Source organism: Pseudomonas sp. McL0111, assembly GCF_052567255.1.
In genome coordinates this window covers 3027195-3045049 of sequence record NZ_CP199585.1, presented here as the reverse complement: position 1 = coordinate 3045049, position 17855 = coordinate 3027195, and the positions used below count along the sequence as shown (strand labels likewise).

The 17855-nt window shown below is 60.2% G+C and carries 13 protein-coding genes; 11 read left to right on the top strand and 2 right to left on the bottom strand.

Going from position 1 to position 17855, the window contains the following annotated elements; genetic code table 11:
• The first annotated feature begins 51 nt into the window (after window positions 1-51).
• A complete protein-coding gene (locus tag ACTWLJ_RS13875; protein WP_445181215.1) occupies window positions 52-1383 on the top strand; it encodes a CoA transferase in 1332 nt (443 codons plus the stop codon).
• 135 nt (window positions 1384-1518) lie between these two features.
• Here the strand turns inward: ACTWLJ_RS13875 and ACTWLJ_RS13870 are convergent, their stop codons facing one another.
• Window positions 1519-2382 (bottom strand): DNA-3-methyladenine glycosylase family protein, encoded by an 864-nt coding sequence (locus ACTWLJ_RS13870; protein ID WP_445181214.1) that lies wholly within the window; start codon window positions 2380-2382, stop codon window positions 1519-1521.
• On the bottom strand, window positions 2379-3806 hold the full coding sequence (arcD, locus tag ACTWLJ_RS13865; RefSeq protein ID WP_401215092.1) for an arginine-ornithine antiporter: 1428 nt from the start codon (window positions 3804-3806) through the stop codon (window positions 2379-2381). Before arcD (ACTWLJ_RS13865) ends, ACTWLJ_RS13870 begins: the two co-directional genes overlap by 4 nt.
• Before the next feature lie 439 nt (window positions 3807-4245).
• Here arcD (ACTWLJ_RS13865) and arcD (ACTWLJ_RS13860) point away from each other — a divergent pair, with 439 nt between their 5' ends.
• The 10 genes from arcD (ACTWLJ_RS13860) (at window position 4246) to gcvT (ending at window position 17722) form a co-directional block, all read left to right on the top strand.
• Entirely contained in the window at window positions 4246-5673 is a 1428-nt protein-coding gene (gene arcD / locus ACTWLJ_RS13860) for an arginine-ornithine antiporter (protein WP_401215089.1), read from the top strand.
• 33 nt (window positions 5674-5706) lie between these two features.
• Window positions 5707-6963: an arginine deiminase gene (gene arcA / locus ACTWLJ_RS13855; RefSeq protein WP_445181213.1), complete on the top strand. Its 1257-nt coding sequence runs from the start codon at window positions 5707-5709 to the stop codon at window positions 6961-6963.
• A gap of 69 nt (window positions 6964-7032) precedes the next feature.
• Complete coding sequence (locus ACTWLJ_RS13850) at window positions 7033-8043, top strand: ornithine carbamoyltransferase (RefSeq protein WP_401215085.1); 1011 nt, start codon at window positions 7033-7035, stop codon at window positions 8041-8043.
• A 191-nt stretch (window positions 8044-8234) separates the two neighbouring features.
• A complete protein-coding gene (gene arcC, locus ACTWLJ_RS13845) occupies window positions 8235-9164 on the top strand; it encodes a carbamate kinase (protein ID WP_445181212.1) in 930 nt (309 codons plus the stop codon).
• Window positions 9165-9225: 61 nt separating this feature from the next.
• A complete protein-coding gene (locus tag ACTWLJ_RS13840) occupies window positions 9226-9588 on the top strand; it encodes a DUF5064 family protein (RefSeq protein WP_401220666.1) in 363 nt (120 codons plus the stop codon).
• 207 nt (window positions 9589-9795) lie between these two features.
• Window positions 9796-11304, top strand: coding sequence for a sigma-54-dependent transcriptional regulator (locus ACTWLJ_RS13835; RefSeq protein WP_445181211.1), 1509 nt, complete (start codon window positions 9796-9798; stop codon window positions 11302-11304).
• Window positions 11305-11740: 436 nt separating this feature from the next.
• Window positions 11741-12124 (top strand): glycine cleavage system protein GcvH, encoded by a 384-nt coding sequence (gene gcvH, locus ACTWLJ_RS13830; RefSeq protein ID WP_445181210.1) that lies wholly within the window; start codon window positions 11741-11743, stop codon window positions 12122-12124.
• An 11-nt stretch (window positions 12125-12135) separates the two neighbouring features.
• Entirely contained in the window at window positions 12136-14988 is a 2853-nt protein-coding gene (gene gcvP, locus ACTWLJ_RS13825) for an aminomethyl-transferring glycine dehydrogenase (RefSeq protein WP_445181209.1), read from the top strand.
• 202 nt (window positions 14989-15190) lie between these two features.
• Window positions 15191-16567 (top strand): L-serine ammonia-lyase, encoded by a 1377-nt coding sequence (locus ACTWLJ_RS13820; RefSeq protein WP_445181208.1) that lies wholly within the window; start codon window positions 15191-15193, stop codon window positions 16565-16567.
• Window positions 16568-16597: 30 nt separating this feature from the next.
• Window positions 16598-17722, top strand: coding sequence for a glycine cleavage system aminomethyltransferase GcvT (gene gcvT, locus ACTWLJ_RS13815; protein WP_445181207.1), 1125 nt, complete (start codon window positions 16598-16600; stop codon window positions 17720-17722).
• Window positions 17723-17855 lie beyond the last annotated feature (133 nt).

Sequence of the window (17855 nt, the reverse complement as noted above, 5' to 3'; positions counted from 1 at the left end):
ACTCGATGATCTTTTGCTCTATCCTCGTCCTCTCGTTCCGGAGGGCCTTCGATGACTGATTTGCTCACGTCCATTCAAGCCGCGCTCGGCTTGCCGCACACGCCGATTCCGTTCACCGCCAGTGGCGCCCTGCCCTCGGCTTTCGCCGTGACTGATCTGGCCTGCGCCAGTATTGCGGCGGCCGCTCAGGCAGTCAGCGAACTGTTGAATCAACGCACCGGCCACTTGCCGGCGATTGAAGTGGATAGACGACTCGCCTCGTTCTGGTTCGCCACTTCACTGCGTCCAGTTGGCTGGGAAGTGCCGCCGCTGTGGGACGCGGTGGCCGGCGACTACGCAACGAAGGACGGCTGGATACGCCTGCACACCAACGCCCCGCACCATCGCGCCGCCGCCGAAAGCGTACTCGGCGCCTGTGCCGACCGTGCGGCCATGGCGGCAAAAGTCGCGCAATGGGCCAGCGCCGATCTGGAACAAGCGGTAGTCGAGGCCAAGGGCTGCGCCGCCGAAATGCGCAGTTGGGCGCAGTGGCAACAGCATCCGCAAGGTCTGGCGGTAAATGCCGAGCCGCTGGTTGATTTCAGTTTCGAACAGTCTGCAAAACTCCGGCCGTGGTCAGGCTCGGCGGCTCAACCGCTGGCGGGAATCAAAGTGCTCGATCTGACCCGCGTGCTCGCCGGCCCCATCGCCAGCCGTTTTCTCGCAGGCCTCGGCGCCGACGTGCTGCGCATCGATCCGCCGACCTGGAACGAGCCGGACGTGGTGCCGGAAGTTACCCTCGGCAAACGCTGTGCGCGGCTTGATCTGCATGATCCGGCGGATCGTGCGGTGTTCGAAAAGTTGCTGAAAGACACCGACATTCTGCTGCACGGCTACCGCGCCGACGCTCTGGAACACCTCGGATTTGGCGCAGAGCGTCGCCGACAACTGGCGCCGGGGCTGATCGACGTCTGCCTCAACGCCTACGGCTGGAGCGGCCCGTGGCGGAACCGACGCGGCTTCGACAGTCTGGTGCAGATGAGCAGCGGCATTGCCGAAGCCGGGCAGCGCTGGAAGAACGCCGATAAGCCGACGCCGTTGCCGGTGCAAGCGCTGGATCACGCGACCGGCTATCTGATGGCGGCGAGTGCGATCAAGTTATTGAGCAGCGCTGGCGGCTCGGCGCGATTGTCATTGGCGCGCACCGCGAAGCTGTTGATTGAGCACGGGCCGGGAACGAGTGAGCCGTTGCGAGCAGAGGATCAGCAGGATCAAAGCACGCGGGTGGAGCAGACACCGTGGGGGCCGGCGCATCGATTGCAGGTGCCGGTAAAGATCAAAGGAACGCCGTTGCGATGGGCGTTGCCGGCCACGGAATTGGGTTCACATCGACCGAAGTGGTAGTCACTGTCAGGGCCCTATCGCTGGCAAGCCAGCTCCCACAGGTTCAGTGGTGTTCACAAAACTTGTATTCGACACAGACACTGTGGGAGCTGGCTTGCCAGCGATAGGGCCAGTTCGACCAACAAAAATTCCGGATCAATCCGCCCTGCTCAAGGATGTCCATAAAAGCTGCGCCGCATACCCCCGATAAGGTCGCCAGGCCTCAGCCCGCAGCAACATCTCCCGCGCCGTCGGCCGCTCACCATCAACCACCTCCAGCGCCTTGAGTAACCCGACATCGCCATTTGGAAACCCATCCATATCGCGTAACTGTCGCAGCGCAATGTACTGCGCCGTCCAGTCCCCGATCCCGTGCAGCGCCAACAACCGCGCCACCCCGCCCTCACGTTCCGGCGCGAACAACGAAGGGTCATCAAGCAACGCCTGCGCCACCCCGGACAGCGTCCGTCCACGACTTTTCGGCATGCCCAGTGCCGCCAGATCAGCAACCGCCAACGTCCCCGCCTCGGGAAACACATGAGTGATTCCAGGCACCGAAGAGCGCACCGCAGCGCCGTACTGCGTTACCAGTTTCCCCGCCAGACGAATCGCCGCAACCACGGTGATCTGTTGCCCAAGCACCGCACGAAACGCCAACTCCAACCCATCCCACGCCCCCGGCACTCTTAGCCCCGGACGCTCGTCGATCAACCGCGCCAGCAACGGATGCGGCGCCAGATGCCGCTGCATCGCGGCCAGATCCGCATCCAGATCAAACAGCCGCCGCAGCCGCACAACGATTTCCGGCCGCGCCGCCGCATCAGGAAAATCCAGCTCGACCTCCAGCGCATCGCCCGTCCCAAGCCAGACCGAAACAGTGCCGTGCACTCCGTTCAAACCGATGCTGCGCGAGTACACACCGTCAGCCACAACCTCCATCCCCACCACTGCCCGCGCCGCGAGAAACCCGAGCATCGCTGACCAGTCGTAAGGCGGTTGATACGCCAGTTGCAACCTCACAGCGACAGCAAACCGCTGTACAAGCCATACGCCGCCAATCCGGCACCGGCCACTACGCAGGCGAAAATGCCTTTCTCGACATGGGTGAACAACGGCTCGCCCTGCTCACGCTTGGCCTTGGCAAACAGGATCACCCCGGGCGCATAGAGCAACGCCGACAACAGCAGATATTTCACCCCACCGGCATACAACAGCCACACCGCATAGCTCAGGGCGATGCCGCCGATCAGCAGATCCTTGGTGCGCTCGGCCGATGCGTGCTCGTAGGTTTCACCGCGCCCGCTCAACAGCACCGCATACGCCGCCGACCACAGGTACGGCACCAGAATCATCGACGAGGCGAGGTAAATCAGGCTGGTGTAAGTGCCGGCGGAAAACAGTGTGATCAACAGGAAAATCTGAATCATCACGTTGGTCAGCCACAGCGCATTGACCGGCACATGGTTGGCGTTTTCCTTTTTCAGAAACGCCGGCATGGTCTTGTCCTTGGCCGTGGCGAAGAGGATTTCCGCGCACAGCAGCGCCCACGACAGCAACGCACCGAGCAGGGAAATCGCCAGGCCGATGCTGATCAGCAACGCGCCCCACGGCCCGACAATGTGCTCCAGCACCGCCGCCAACGACGGGTTCTGCAGGTTCGCCAGTTCTGGCTGGCTCATGATCCCCAGCGACAGCACGTTGACCAGCACCAGCAGCGCCAACACCCCGATAAACCCGATCACTGTGGCGCGGCCAACGTCGCTGCGTTTCTCCGCCCGCGCCGAGTACACGCTGGCGCCTTCGATGCCGATGAACACGAACACCGTCACCAGCATCATGTTGCGCACCTGATCCATCACTCCGCCGAAATTCGGATTGCTCTCGCCCCAGATGTCACGGGTAAAAATATCGGCCTTGAATGCCACGGCAGCGATGACGATGAACATGATCAGCGGCACGACCTTGGCCACGGTGGTCAACTGATTGATCAGCGCCGCCTCTTTGATCCCGCGCAACACCAGGAAATGCACGGCCCACAGCAACACCGAAGCGCAGGCGATAGCGATGGGCGTATTGCCCTGACCGAACACCGGGAAAAAATAACCGAGGGTGCTGAACAGCAAAACGAAATAACCGACGTTACCCAGCCACGCACTGATCCAGTAACCCCACGCGGACGAGAAACCCATGTAGTCGCCGAACCCGGCCTTGGCGTAGGCATAGACCCCGGAATCCAGCTCCGGCTTGCGATTGGCCAGAGTCTGGAAGACGAACGCGAGGGTCAGCATGCCAATCGCCGTAATACCCCAACCGATCAGGATCGCACCGGCATCGGCGCGGGCCGCCATGTTCTGCGGCAAAGAGAAAATCCCCCCGCCGATCATCGAGCCCACCACCAGGGCGATCAACGCGCCAAGGCGCAGCTTTTGCGTCGGTTGCGACATTCATTTTTCCCTTGAGATGTGCGGTGAAGTTTTATTTGTAACCAATATTAACTAAACGATTAAAGCCTGATCACGTTTATCAGGTAATGCCAACAAACGCCCATTTATATATAGCGGATGACTCTAACGCCTAGCACGTTAAGACAGTTTTGTGCGCTGATCCTAATAAATCAATTCTGTACTGAAAACAGATGCTGAAAATTTGCCAAAAGCTGAAAAAGAACTAGCGTGTTAATTCGAAAGTAATAATAGACATTCCCAACCACGCAGCAAGAAAGCCTCTAGGACGGGCCTTTCCAAAAAGTAGCCTTATGCCTTCAGCCGTTTCATAAGTCATTCATTAACAATGGAATGTGACCATGCACTGATCTAAGTCAGCTGTTTGAATAGCCAACAGATCTACGCTGTGAACTCTTCTCTCCTGCAATGGAGTCATGCAATGTCTGAAGCTCCCGGAAAACTACGACTAGGTGCACTGGTTGCATTGGTAGTCGGCTCAATGATCGGTGGCGGGATATTCTCTTTGCCACAAAACATGGCAGCCAGCGCCGACGTCGGCGCGGTATTGATCGGCTGGGCCATCACCGCCGTCGGCATGCTCACCCTCGCTTTTGTCTTCCAAACCCTTGCCAATCGAAAGCCTGACCTGGACGGCGGTGTCTACGCCTACGCCAAGGCCGGTTTCGGCGATTACATGGGTTTCTCGTCCGCCTGGGGTTACTGGATCAGTGCCTGGCTGGGCAACGTCGGTTACTTCGTTCTGCTCTTCAGTACCCTCGGCTACTTCTTCCCGGTTTTCGGCGAAGGCAACACCGTTGCGGCGGTGATCGGTGCCTCGGTGCTGCTGTGGGCCGTGCACTTTCTGGTGCTGCGCGGGATCAAGGAAGCGGCGTTCATCAACCTGGTGACCACTGTCGCCAAGGTCGTGCCGCTGCTGCTGTTCGTGCTGATTGCGGTGTTCGCTTTCAAACTGGACATCTTCACCGCTGACATCTGGGGCATAAAAAACCCTGATCTGGGCAGCGTGATGAACCAGGTGCGCAACATGATGCTGGTCACCGTGTGGGTGTTCATCGGCATCGAGGGCGCGAGCATCTTCTCGGCACGCGCAGAAAAACGCTCGGACGTGGGCAAGGCCACCGTGATCGGTTTCATCACCGTGCTGCTGTTTCTGGTGCTGGTGAACGTGCTGTCGCTGGGCATCATGACCCAACCGGAACTGGCCAAACTGCAGAACCCGTCGATGGCTGCCGTGCTTGAGCACGTGGTCGGTCACTGGGGTGCGGTGCTGATCAGCGTCGGTCTGATCATCTCGCTGCTGGGTGCGCTGCTGTCGTGGGTGCTGCTGTGTGCGGAGATCATGTTCGCCGCCGCCAAAGACCACACCATGCCGGAGTTCCTGCGCAAGGAAAACGCCAACCACGTACCGGTCAACGCCCTTTGGCTGACCAACGCGATGGTGCAGATTTTCCTGATCATCACCCTGTTCTCGGCCAGCACTTATCTGTCACTGATCTACCTCGCCACCTCGATGATTCTGGTGCCTTACCTGTGGTCGGCGGCCTATGCCCTGCTGCTCGCGGTACGCGGCGAAACCTACGAAGGCTTCGTGGCCGAACGGCGCAAGGATCTGATCATCGGCGGCATCGCCCTGATCTACGCGGTGTGGCTGCTGTATGCCGGCGGGGTCAAGTACCTGCTGCTCTCGGCCCTGCTCTATGCGCCCGGCGCGATTCTGTTCGCCAAGGCCAAGATCGAACTCAAACAACAGGTTTTCACCAACGTCGAGAAGCTGATTTTCGCCGCGGTGGTCGTGGGTGCCCTGGTGGCAGCCTACGGTCTCTACGACGGCTTCCTGACTCTGTAATTGCTCAATGTTTATCTCTGGAGGATCACTGATATGACCACGGAAAAAGTTAAGTACGGCGTCCACTCCGAAGCCGGCAAACTGCACAAAGTCATGGTTTGCTCCCCTGGTCTGGCCCATCAGCGCCTGACCCCGAACAACTGCGATGATCTGCTGTTCGACGACGTCCTGTGGGTCGCCCAGGCCAAGCGTGACCACTTCGATTTCGTCACCAAGATGCGTGAACGCGGAATCGATGTGCTGGAAATGCACAACCTGCTGACCGACATCGTCGCCATCCCGGAAGCGCTGGACTGGATTCTTGATCGCAAGGTCACCGCCGACTCGGTGGGCCTGGGCCTGATCAACGAAGTGAAATCCTGGCTGAAGAGCCTGGAGCCGCGACACATCGCCGAATTCCTGATTGGCGGCGTCTCTGCCGATGATCTGCCGGACAGCTTTGGTGGCAAGACCATCCAGATGTTCCGCGACTTCCTCGGCCACTCCAGCTTCATTCTGCCGCCGCTGCCGAACACCCAGTTCACCCGCGACACCACTTGCTGGATCTACGGTGGCGTGACGCTGAACCCGATGTACTGGCCGGCACGCCGTCAGGAAACCCTGCTGGCCGCCGCCATCTACAAATTCCACCCACAATTCACCAACGCCGAATTCGAAATCTGGTACGGCGATCCGGACAAGGAACACGGCAGCTCCACCCTTGAAGGCGGTGACGTGATGCCGATCGGCAACGGCGTGGTGTTGATCGGTATGGGCGAACGCTCGTCCCGTCAGGCCATCGGCCAACTGGCGCTGAACCTGTTCAAGAACAAAGCCGTCGAGAAAGTCATCGTTGCCGGCCTGCCGAAGTCCCGCGCCGCGATGCACCTGGACACCGTGTTCAGCTTCTGCGACCGCGACCTCGTGACCATTTTCCCGGAAGTGGTGAACCAGATCGTCGCCTTCACCCTGCGACCTGACGAAAGCAAACAGGGCGGCATCGACATCCGCCGCGAAGAAGGCAGCTTCCTCGACACCGTGGCCAAGGCCCTCAATCTGAAAGCGTTGCGCGTGGTGGAAACCGGCGGCAACAGCTTCGCCGCCGAACGCGAGCAATGGGACGACGGCAACAACGTGGTGGCAGTGGAACCGGGCGTGGTCATCGGCTACGACCGCAACACCTACACCAACACCCTGCTGCGCAAGGCCGGGATCGAGGTCATCACCATCAGCGCCGGCGAACTCGGCCGGGGTCGTGGCGGCGGCCACTGCATGACCTGCCCGATCATCCGCGACCCAATCGACTACTAAACCTCTGAGCCCTGGCCGCCGCTTACCCAGCGCGGCCAGGGGGATAACCGATACCGAAGGAGATCCATCATGGCTTTTAACATTCACAACCGTAACCTGCTCAGCCTGGAACACCACACCCCACGTGAGCTGCGTTACCTGCTGGACCTGTCCCGCGACCTGAAACGTGCCAAATACACCGGCACCGAGCAGCAACACCTGAAGGGCAACAACATTGCCCTGATCTTCGAAAAAACGTCGACCCGTACCCGTTGCGCATTCGAAGTCGCGGCCTATGACCAAGGCGCCAACGTCACTTACATCGACCCGAACTCTTCGCAGATCGGCCACAAGGAAAGCATGAAGGACACAGCCCGCGTGCTGGGTCGCATGTACGACGCCATCGAATACCGTGGCTTCAAGCAGGAAATCGTCGAAGAACTGGCCAAGTTCGCAGGCGTGCCGGTGTTCAACGGTCTGACCGATGAATATCACCCGACTCAGATGATCGCCGACGTGCTGACCATGCGTGAGCACGCCGACAAGCCGATCCATGAAATCAGCTACGCCTACCTCGGCGACGCGCGCAACAACATGGGCAACTCGCTGCTGCTGGTCGGTGCCAAACTCGGCATGGACGTGCGCATCTGCGCGCCAAAAGCCCTGTGGCCACTGGATGATCTGGTCGCTCGCTGCAAAAAATACGCTGAAGAAAGTGGTGCCCGCATCACCCTTACCGAAGACCCTAAAGCCGCAGTCAAAGGCGTGGACTTCATCCACACCGACGTCTGGGTATCGATGGGCGAGCCAGTTGAAGCCTGGGCCGAACGTATCCAGCAACTGCTGCCGTACCAGGTCAACGCCGAACTGATGAAAGCCACCGGCAACCCACGCACCAAGTTCATGCACTGCCTGCCGGCGTTTCACAACAGCGATACCAAGGTCGGCAAACAGATTGCCGAGCAGTATCCGCACTTGGCCAACGGCATAGAAGTGACCGACGACGTGTTCGAATCGCCAGCCTGCATCGCCTTCGAGCAAGCGGAAAACCGCATGCACACCATCAAGGCGATCCTGGTTTCGACCCTGGCTGATCTGTAACTGATAAAGCTCCCACTGAAGGAACCGGTTCCAAATGTGGGAGCTAGCCTGCTAGCGATTGCAATGTGTCAGTCGCCATCGTCGGTGACTGATCGATCGCCATCGCCAGCAGGCTAGCTCCCACAGGGGATCTCGGTTCCGACAGGGAAATCGAGTCGTTTGCCATTCCTCTGTTTAGAAGGACATGCACCATGCGTATCGTCGTAGCTCTGGGCGGTAACGCCCTGCTCCGCCGTGGTGAACCGATGACCGCTGACAATCAGCGCGCCAACATCCGCATCGCCACCGAGCAAATCGCCAAGATCCATCCCGGCAATCAACTGGTCATCGCCCACGGCAATGGCCCGCAGGTCGGCCTGCTGTCGCTGCAGGCAGCGGCCTACACCTCCGTCAGCCCTTACCCGCTGGACGTGCTCGGCGCCGAAACCGAAGGCATGATCGGCTACATCATCGAACAGGAACTGGGCAACCTGCTGGACTTTGAAGTCCCGTTCGCCACCTTGCTCACTCAGGTCGAAGTCGACGCCAAAGATCCGGCCTTCCAGAACCCGACCAAACCGATCGGTCCGGTCTACGACAAGGCCGAAGCAGAAAAACTCGCCGCCGAAAAAGGCTGGGCAATTGCCCCGGATGGCGACAAGTTCCGCCGCGTCGTCGCCAGCCCTCGACCAAAACGCATCTTTGAAATCCGCCCGATCAAGTGGCTGCTGGACAAAGGCAGCATCGTGATCTGCGCGGGCGGTGGCGGCATTCCGACCATGTACGACGCCGACAAGAAACTCAAAGGCGTCGAAGCGGTGATCGACAAGGACCTGTGCTCCTCGTTGCTGGCCGAACAACTGGAAGCGGATCTGCTGGTGATCGCCACCGACGTCAACGCAGCGTTCATCGATTACGGCAAACCGACCCAGAAAGGCATCGCCGAGGCGCATCCGGATGAACTGGAACGTCTCGGGTTCGCTGCCGGCTCCATGGGGCCGAAGGTTCAGGCAGCCTGCGAATTTGCGCGCCATACTGGCAAGGTTGCAGTGATCGGTTCACTGGCGGACATCGAAGCGATCGTCCAGGGCACCGCCGGCACACGCGTCAGCACCGCGAAGCCGGGCATCACTTACCGATAATCAGAAACTCGGGGGCAGGCCTGTGGTCTGCCCTTCTCCCATGCCTTGAAAGGAGAGAACCATGGCCCAGTTCGAACCCGGTCATTTACACATCGAGCGACACGCGTTGACGGATGACGACGTCAACTACAACGTGTGCCTCGACTATGAAGTGTTCACCGATCCCAAAGAAGGCAAAGGGATGCAGTTCACCCTGCATGGCAACATTCAGGGCAAGGACATGAAGGAAACGTTTTTCCTGCCCAAGGATCAGGCCTACAACTTCGCCAGCAACGTGACGAAGATTGCCGAGAAGTATGGAATTCCCAAGACCCACAGCAGCATCGGTTCGGTGCACAAGCATTACGATCTGATGTTTGAAGATGTGCGGGTGCAGCTGAATATGAAGTCCGGTGATCCGGTGAAACCTGAACACCTGGAATAATCTGGATCACCACACATCCCTGTAGGAGTGAGCCTGCTCGCGATAGCGGTCTGTCAGCGAGGAAGATATCGACTGACCAATCGCTATCGCGAGCAGGCTCACTTCTACAGGGTTCGGTGCAGACCTCAAAGCTTCGCCAGATTTCAACAATTCCCCGCCCCAAGGCATACTTGCCACCCTCCGCACTCCAGAACACTGAACCGCCCCATGCGTATCCACGTCAGTTTCATCGACCGCGTCGGCATCACCCAGGAAGTCCTGGCCCTGCTCGGTGGGCGCAATCTCAATCTGGATGCGGTGGAAATGGTCCCGCCGAACGTCTACATCGACGCCCCGACCCTGAGCCCCGAAGTGCTTGAGGAACTGCGCGATGCGCTGTTCAGCGTGCGCGGTGTGCAAGCGGTGACGGTGGTCGATATCTTGCCCGGCCAGCGTCGGCACTTGCAGCTGGATGCGTTGCTCGCGGCGATGACCGATCCGGTACTGGCGCTCGACAGCGCCGGCAAGGTATTGCTGGCCAACCCGGCGCTGATTGCGCTGTACGGTCGCGAGCCGGCCGGTGAAAGCGTCTCTGAACTGTTCAATGATCCCGGCCTGCTCGACACCTTGCTCGAACATGGTTTCCGCCTGCCGCTGCGCGAGATCACCGTCAACGGCCAGACCCTGCTGCTGGACGCCACGCCGATCACCGATGCCGGCGCCCTGCTGACCCTTTATCAACCGAACCGCATCGGCGAACAACTCTCGGCGCTGCACCACGACCACGCAGAAGGCTTCGATGCGCTGCTCGGCGAGTCCCCGGCGATTCGTACGTTGAAGGCGCGGGCTCAGCGAGTCGCGGCGCTCGATGCGCCGCTGCTGATTCAAGGCGAAACCGGCACCGGTAAAGAACTGGTTGCCCGCGCCTGCCACGCTATCAGTGCGCGACACAGTGCGCCGTTTCTTGCGCTGAACTGCGCGGCACTGCCGGAGAACCTCGCCGAGAGCGAACTGTTCGGCTACGCCCCCGGCGCTTTCACAGGCGCGGCGCGTGGTGGCAAACCAGGGCTGATGGAACTGGCCAACCAGGGCACGGTATTTCTCGATGAGATCGGCGAGATGTCGCCGTACTTGCAGGCCAAGCTTTTGCGCTTTCTCAACGACGGCAGCTTCCGTCGGGTCGGCGGCGACCGTGAGGTCAAGGTCAACGTGCGCATCCTCAGCGCGACCCACCGCGATCTGGAAAAAATGGTCAGCGAAGGCCAGTTCCGCGAAGACTTGTTCTATCGCCTCAACGTGCTCAACGTCGAAGTGCCGCCATTGCGTGAACGCGGTCAGGACATTCTGTTGCTGGCGCGCTACTTCATGCAGCAGGCCTGCGCGCAGATCCAGCGTCCGGTCTGTCGCCTCGCCCCCGGCACTTATCCGGCGCTGCTCGGCAACCGCTGGCCGGGCAACGTGCGGCAATTGCAGAACGTGATCTTCCGCGCTGCGGCGATTTGCGAAAGCAGTCTGGTGGACATCGGCGACCTCGACATCGCCGGCACCTCGGTGGCGCGGCAGACCGACAGCGATGTCGACAGTCTCGAACAAGCGGTCGAAGCTTTCGAAAAGACCCTGCTGGAAAAACTCTACGTCAGCTACCCCTCGACCCGCCAACTGGCCAGCCGCCTGCAAACCTCACACACCGCGATTGCCCATCGCCTGCGCAAGTACGGCATCCCCAATAAACCCTGAAAACACCACAAAATCCCTGTAGGAGTGAGCCTGCTCGCCATAGCGGTGTGTCAGCCGACAAATTGGTTGACTGGTAAACCGCTATCGCGAGCAGGCTCACTCCTACATTGATTTGTGTCGGATTCGAAGTCCGTGTTGAAAACGACCTCCACCTGTACTGAAAGCGCTACAGCGGAACGATATCAATACACCCTCTCCTGATCACCACTGTGCAAGGCTTTGATCCCGTTCAGCTTTTTTCCCGCCTCCATCCTGTAGCGATTTCGCTACAGCGCTCAAAAACGCCAACGCCACGAAAACATATAACCCATTGATTTGTAAAAACAAATTCAATCATGGCCGCGTTCTTGCTAAGTATCCGCTCATAAATAAGGGCTTTCCTGCCCAAGCATTCCACCGCGTCCACCAGACGAGTCTGGCCCCCTGAGGAGTTTCCATGAGCGAGTTGCGTTTTACTGAAGATCACGAATGGCTGCGCACCGAAGCTGACGGCAGCGTTACTGTCGGCATCACCGCATTCGCGCAGAACGCCTTGGGCGACGTGGTGTTCGTGCAACTGCCTGAATTGCAGGCTTACGAGAAAGGCGCTGAAGCCGCCACCGTGGAATCGGTAAAAGCCGCCAGCGGCGTGTACATGCCGCTCGACGGAGAAGTGCTGGAAGTGAACCCGGCGCTCGACAGCAGCCCCGAGTTGGTCAACGAAGATCCGCTGGGCGAAGGCTGGTTCTTCCGCTTCCAGCCATCCGACGCCACCGCTGTCGGCAAATTGCTGGATCAGGACGCTTACGACCGTCTGATCAAAGCGCAAGCCGAAGCCTGAGGAGCACTGACATGACTCAAGTAAACCTTGGCACCGCCAACGAATTCATCGCCCGTCACATCGGCCCGCGCGCCGGTGACGAGCAAGCAATGCTCAACAGCCTCGGCTTCGACTCGCTGGAAGCCCTGAGCGCCAGCGTCATCCCGGAAAGCATCAAGGGCACCAGCGTGCTCGGCCTTGAAGACGGTTTGAGCGAAGCCGACGCACTGGCCGCTATCAAAGCCATTGCCGGCAAGAACCAACTGTTCAAGACCTACATCGGCCAGGGCTACTACAACTGCCATACGCCGTCGCCGATCCTGCGCAACCTGCTGGAAAATCCGGCCTGGTACACCGCTTACACCCCGTACCAGCCAGAAATTTCCCAGGGCCGTCTCGAAGCGCTGTTGAACTTCCAGACCCTGATCAGCGACCTCACCGGCCTGCCGATCGCCAACGCCTCGTTGCTCGACGAAGCCACCGCCGCTGCCGAAGCGATGACCTTTTGCAAACGCCTGAGCAAGAACAAGGGCAGCCACGCCTTCTTCGCGTCGAGCCACTGCCACCCGCAAACCCTCGACGTGCTGCGCACCCGTGCCGAGCCGCTGGGCATCGAAGTCGTGGTCGGCGACGAGCGTGAACTGACAGACGTGACGCCGTTCTTCGGCGCACTGCTGCAATACCCGGCGAGCAACGGTGATGTGTTCGACTACCGCGAACTGACCGAGCGCTTCCACGCCGCCAACGCCTTGGTTGCCGTGGCTGCCGACCTGCTGGCCCTGACCCTGCTGACCGCCCCGGGCGAGTTCGGCGCCGACGTTGCCATCGGCAGCGCGCAACGCTTCGGCGTGCCGCTGGGCTTTGGTGGCCCGCACGCGGCTTACTTCTCCACCAAGGATGCGTTCAAGCGCGACATGCCGGGCCGTCTGGTCGGCGTTTCGGTTGACCGTTTCGGCAAGCCGGCGCTGCGTCTGGCGATGCAGACCCGCGAGCAACACATCCGTCGCGAGAAGGCCACGTCGAACATCTGTACCGCGCAAGTGCTGCTGGCCAACATCGCCAGCATGTACGCCGTCTACCACGGCCCGAAAGGCCTGACGCAGATCTCCAATCGCATTCATCACCTGACCGCGATTCTCGCCAAGGGCTTGAGCGCTCTGGGTCTGAACGTCGAGCAAGCAAACTTCTTCGACACCCTGACTCTGGCCACTGGCGCACAAACCGCTGCGCTGCATGACAAGGCTCACACCCAGCAGATCAACCTGCGCGTAGTCGATGACCAGCGTCTGGGCCTGTCGGTGGACGAAACCACTTCGCAAGCCGACATCGAAACCCTGTGGGCGGTGTTCGCCGACGGCAAGACCCTGCCGGACTTTGCCGCCCTCGCCGCTTCGGTGCAGAGCAGCATTCCTGCGTCGCTGGTTCGCCAGTCGCCGATCCTCAGCCACCCGGTGTTCAATCGTTATCACTCGGAAACCGAGTTGATGCGCTACCTGCGCAAACTGGCGGACAAGGACCTGGCGCTGGATCGCACCATGATCCCGCTGGGCTCGTGCACCATGAAGCTCAACGCTGCCAGCGAAATGATCCCGGTGACCTGGGCTGAATTCGGTGCCCTGCACCCGTTCGCCCCGGCCGAGCAAAGCGCCGGTTACCAGCAACTGACCGACGAACTGGAAGCGATGCTCTGCGCCGCCACCGGTTACGACGCGATCTCGCTGCAACCGAACGCCGGTTCGCAAGGTGAATACGCCGGTCTCTTGGCGATCCGCGCCTACCACCAGAGCCGTGGCGACGAGCGCCGCGACATCTGCCTGATCCCGAGTTCCGCCCACGGCACCAACCCGGCGACCGCCAACATGGCCGGTATGCGCGTGGTCGTGACCGCGTGCGACGCCCGTGGCAACGTTGATATCGAAGACCTGCGCGCCAAGGCCATAGAGCACCGCGAACACCTCGCGGCATTGATGATCACTTACCCGTCGACCCACGGCGTGTTCGAAGAAGGCATCCGCGAAATCTGCGGGATCATTCATGACAACGGCGGCCAGGTGTACATCGACGGCGCCAACATGAACGCGATGGTCGGCCTCTGCGCACCGGGCAAGTTCGGCGGCGATGTATCGCACCTGAACCTGCACAAAACCTTCTGCATCCCGCACGGCGGTGGCGGCCCGGGCGTCGGCCCGATTGGCGTGAAATCGCACCTGACGCCTTTCCTGCCGGGCCATGCCCAGATGGAACGCAAACAAGGCGCGGTCTGCGCAGCACCGTTCGGCAGCGCGAGCATTCTGCCGATCACCTGGATGTACATCCGCATGATGGGCGGCGCCGGTCTGAAGCGCGCTTCGCAACTGGCAATCCTCAACGCCAACTACATTTCCCGTCGCCTGGAAGAGCACTACCCAGTGCTGTACACCGGCAGCAACGGTCTGGTGGCGCACGAGTGCATCCTTGATCTGCGTCCGTTGAAAGACAGCAGCGGCATCAGCGTTGATGACGTCGCCAAGCGTCTGATCGACTTCGGCTTCCACGCACCGACCATGTCGTTCCCGGTTGCCGGCACGCTGATGATCGAGCCGACCGAAAGTGAATCCAAGGAAGAACTGGATCGCTTCTGCGACGCCATGATCCGCATCCGCGAAGAAATCCGCGCAGTGGAAAACGGCACGCTGGACAAGGAAGACAACCCGCTGAAAAACGCCCCGCACACCGCGGCGGAGCTGGTCGGCGAGTGGACTCACCCGTACAGCCGCGAGCAGGCTGTATATCCGGTGGCCTCGTTGATCGAAGGCAAATACTGGCCGCCGGTCGGTCGCGTCGACAACGTGTTCGGCGACCGCAACCTGGTCTGCGCCTGCCCGTCGATCGAAAGCTACGCTTAACCTTGATAGGGGTGGGTTCGCCTGCCCCACTTTCACAAACACCACAAAACCCTGTGGGAGCGAGCTTGCTCGCGATGACGGACTGACATTCACCCTAGATGTCGACTGAACGACCGCCATCGCGAGCAAGCTCGCTCCCACAGGGGATCTGCGCCTTGCAACAGATTCCGTTATTCCTATAACAAGAAACCGGAGAACAACCATGTCGTTAAGCGTGTTCGACCTGTTCAAGATTGGCATCGGCCCCTCCAGTTCCCACACCGTCGGCCCGATGCGTGCTGCTGCGCGTTTCGCTGAAGGCCTGCGTCGGGAAAGCCTGCTCGGTGCCACCGCCAGCGTGCGTGTCGAGTTGTACGGCTCGCTCGGCGCCACCGGCAAAGGTCACGGCAGCGACAAAGCCGTGCTGCTCGGCCTTGAAGGCGAACACCCGGACACCGTCGACACTGAAACCGTCGCTGCGCGTCTGCATGAAATTCGCAGCAACGGCCGGCTGAACCTGCTCGGCGAACAGAGCATTGCGTTCAACGAGAAAGAACATCTGGCGATGATCCGCAAGCCGTTGGCCTATCACCCCAACGGCATGATTTTTCGTGCGTTCGACGCGGCGGGGATTCAGATCCGCAGTCGCGAGTATTACTCGGTCGGTGGCGGTTTCGTCGTCGATGAAGACGCCGCCGGCGCCGACCGTATCGTCGAAGACGCCACACCGCTGACGTTCCCGTTCAAAAGCGCCAAGGATTTGCTCAGTCATTGCAGCACTTATGGTCTGTCGATCAGTCAGGTGATGCTGACCAACGAAAGCGCTTGGCGCCCCGAAGCAGAAACTCGCGCCGGACTGCTGAAAATCTGGCAGGTAATGCAGGACTGCGTGGCGGCCGGTTGCCGCAATGAAGGGATTCTGCCCGGTGGCCTGAAGGTCAAACGGCGGGCAGCGGCGTTGCATCGGCAACTGTGCAAGAACCCGGAATCGGCACTGCGTGATCCATTGTCGGTACTCGACTGGGTCAACCTCTACGCGCTGGCCGTCAACGAAGAAAACGCCAACGGCGGGCGCGTGGTCACAGCACCGACCAATGGCGCGGCGGGGATCATTCCGGCCGTGCTGCATTACTACATGCGCTTTATCCCCGGCGCCAACGATGACGGCGTGGTGCGATTCCTGCTGACCGCAGCGGCCATCGGCATTCTGTACAAGGAAAACGCCTCGATCTCCGGTGCTGAAGTCGGTTGCCAAGGCGAAGTCGGCGTTGCCTGTTCGATGGCCGCCGGCGCCTTGTGCGAAGTGCTCGGCGGCAGCGTGCAGCAAGTCGAGAACGCCGCCGAGATCGGCATGGAACATAACCTCGGCCTGACCTGCGACCCGATTGGCGGGCTGGTGCAGGTGCCATGCATCGAGCGCAATGCGATGGGCTCGGTGAAAGCGATCAACGCGGTACGCATGGCCCTGCGCGGCGACGGGCAGCATTTCGTCTCGCTCGACAAGGTCATCCGCACCATGCGCCAGACCGGCGCCGACATGAAAAGCAAATACAAAGAGACCGCCCGCGGCGGTCTGGCGGTCAACATTATTGAATGCTGATCCCCAACCCACATTTTCAAGGAGCTCCGCATGTCCACCGAACAACTGTCGAAAACCCCGCTGCACGCTCTGCACATCGAACTCGGCGCCCGCATGGTGCCGTTCGCCGGCTACGACATGCCGGTGCAATACCCGCTCGGCGTGATGAAAGAGCACCAGCACACCCGCGAACAGGCCGGGCTGTTTGATGTCTCGCACATGGGCCAGATCCGTCTGACCGGCGCCAACGCCGCCAAAGCGCTGGAAACCCTGGTGCCGGTGGACATCATTGACCTGCCGGTAGGCATGCAGCGCTACGCCATGTTCACCAACGACAATGGCGGCATCCTTGATGACCTGATGGTCGCCAACCTCGGTAACGACGAACTGTTCCTGGTGGTCAACGCAGCCTGCAAGGATCAGGATCTGGCGCACCTGCAAAAACACATCGGCGACCAGTGCAGCATCACGCCGTTGTTCGAAGAACGCGCCCTGCTCGCCCTGCAAGGTCCGGCCGCTGTCACCGTGCTCGCGCGCCTGGCGCCGGAAGTGGCGAAGATGACTTTCATGCAATTCAATCGCGTGCAGTTGCTTGGCGTCGATTGCTTCGTCAGCCGTTCGGGCTACACCGGTGAAGACGGTTTCGAAATCTCGGTGCCCGCCGCTGATGCGGAAAAACTCGCCCGTGCCCTGCTCGCCGAGCCAGAAGTCCAGGCGATTGGCCTTGGCGCTCGCGACTCGCTGCGCCTGGAAGCCGGCCTGTGCCTCTACGGCCACGACATGAACACCGAAACCACGCCGATTGAAGCGAGCCTGCTGTGGGCGATCTCCAAGCCGCGTCGCGCTGATGGCGCACGCGCTGGTGGCTTCCCCGGTGCGGAAAACATCTTCGCCCAGCAACAGAACGGTGTAGCGCGCAAACGCGTCGGCCTGTTGCCGCAAGAACGCACGCCGGTCCGTGAAGGTGCAGAAATCGTCAACGAAGCCGGCGAGATCATCGGCAGCGTCTGCAGCGGCGGTTTCGGTCCGACGCTCGGTGGTCCGTTGGCGATGGGTTATCTCGACACGGCTTATATCACCCTCGACACGCCAGTCTGGGCCATCGTTCGTGGGAAAAAGGTGCAAATGCTTGTAAGCAAAATGCCATTTGTTCCACAACGCTACTATCGCGGTTGATTGACTGTTTCTATAAGTAACGCGATTGCGTTATGCGTGCACTAATGTGTAACGCAATCGCCATAAAATAGTGCATTTTCTTACATCCGTTTCGAATATGAACTTGGCTTATAACATTCGAAAGCAACTGAAC

Bases quoted from the DNA above. Each gene is read 5' to 3' on its own strand.
- arcC (WP_445181212.1), top strand. From the start codon at position 8,235: ATGCGTATCGTCGTAGCTCTGGGCGGTAACGCCCTGCTCCGCCGTGGT.
- arcA (WP_445181213.1), top strand. From the start codon at position 5,707: ATGACCACGGAAAAAGTTAAGTACGGCGTCCACTCCGAAGCCGGCAAA.
- ACTWLJ_RS13875 (WP_445181215.1), top strand. From the start codon at position 52: ATGACTGATTTGCTCACGTCCATTCAAGCCGCGCTCGGCTTGCCGCAC.
- ACTWLJ_RS13835 (WP_445181211.1), top strand. From the start codon at position 9,796: ATGCGTATCCACGTCAGTTTCATCGACCGCGTCGGCATCACCCAGGAA.
- ACTWLJ_RS13840 (WP_401220666.1), top strand. From the start codon at position 9,226: ATGGCCCAGTTCGAACCCGGTCATTTACACATCGAGCGACACGCGTTG.
- gcvP (WP_445181209.1), top strand. From the start codon at position 12,136: ATGACTCAAGTAAACCTTGGCACCGCCAACGAATTCATCGCCCGTCAC.
- arcD (WP_401215089.1), top strand. From the start codon at position 4,246: ATGTCTGAAGCTCCCGGAAAACTACGACTAGGTGCACTGGTTGCATTG.
- gcvH (WP_445181210.1), top strand. From the start codon at position 11,741: ATGAGCGAGTTGCGTTTTACTGAAGATCACGAATGGCTGCGCACCGAA.
- ACTWLJ_RS13820 (WP_445181208.1), top strand. From the start codon at position 15,191: ATGTCGTTAAGCGTGTTCGACCTGTTCAAGATTGGCATCGGCCCCTCC.
- ACTWLJ_RS13850 (WP_401215085.1), top strand. From the start codon at position 7,033: ATGGCTTTTAACATTCACAACCGTAACCTGCTCAGCCTGGAACACCAC.
- arcD (WP_401215092.1), bottom strand. From the start codon at position 3,806: ATGTCGCAACCGACGCAAAAGCTGCGCCTTGGCGCGTTGATCGCCCTG.
- gcvT (WP_445181207.1), top strand. From the start codon at position 16,598: ATGTCCACCGAACAACTGTCGAAAACCCCGCTGCACGCTCTGCACATC.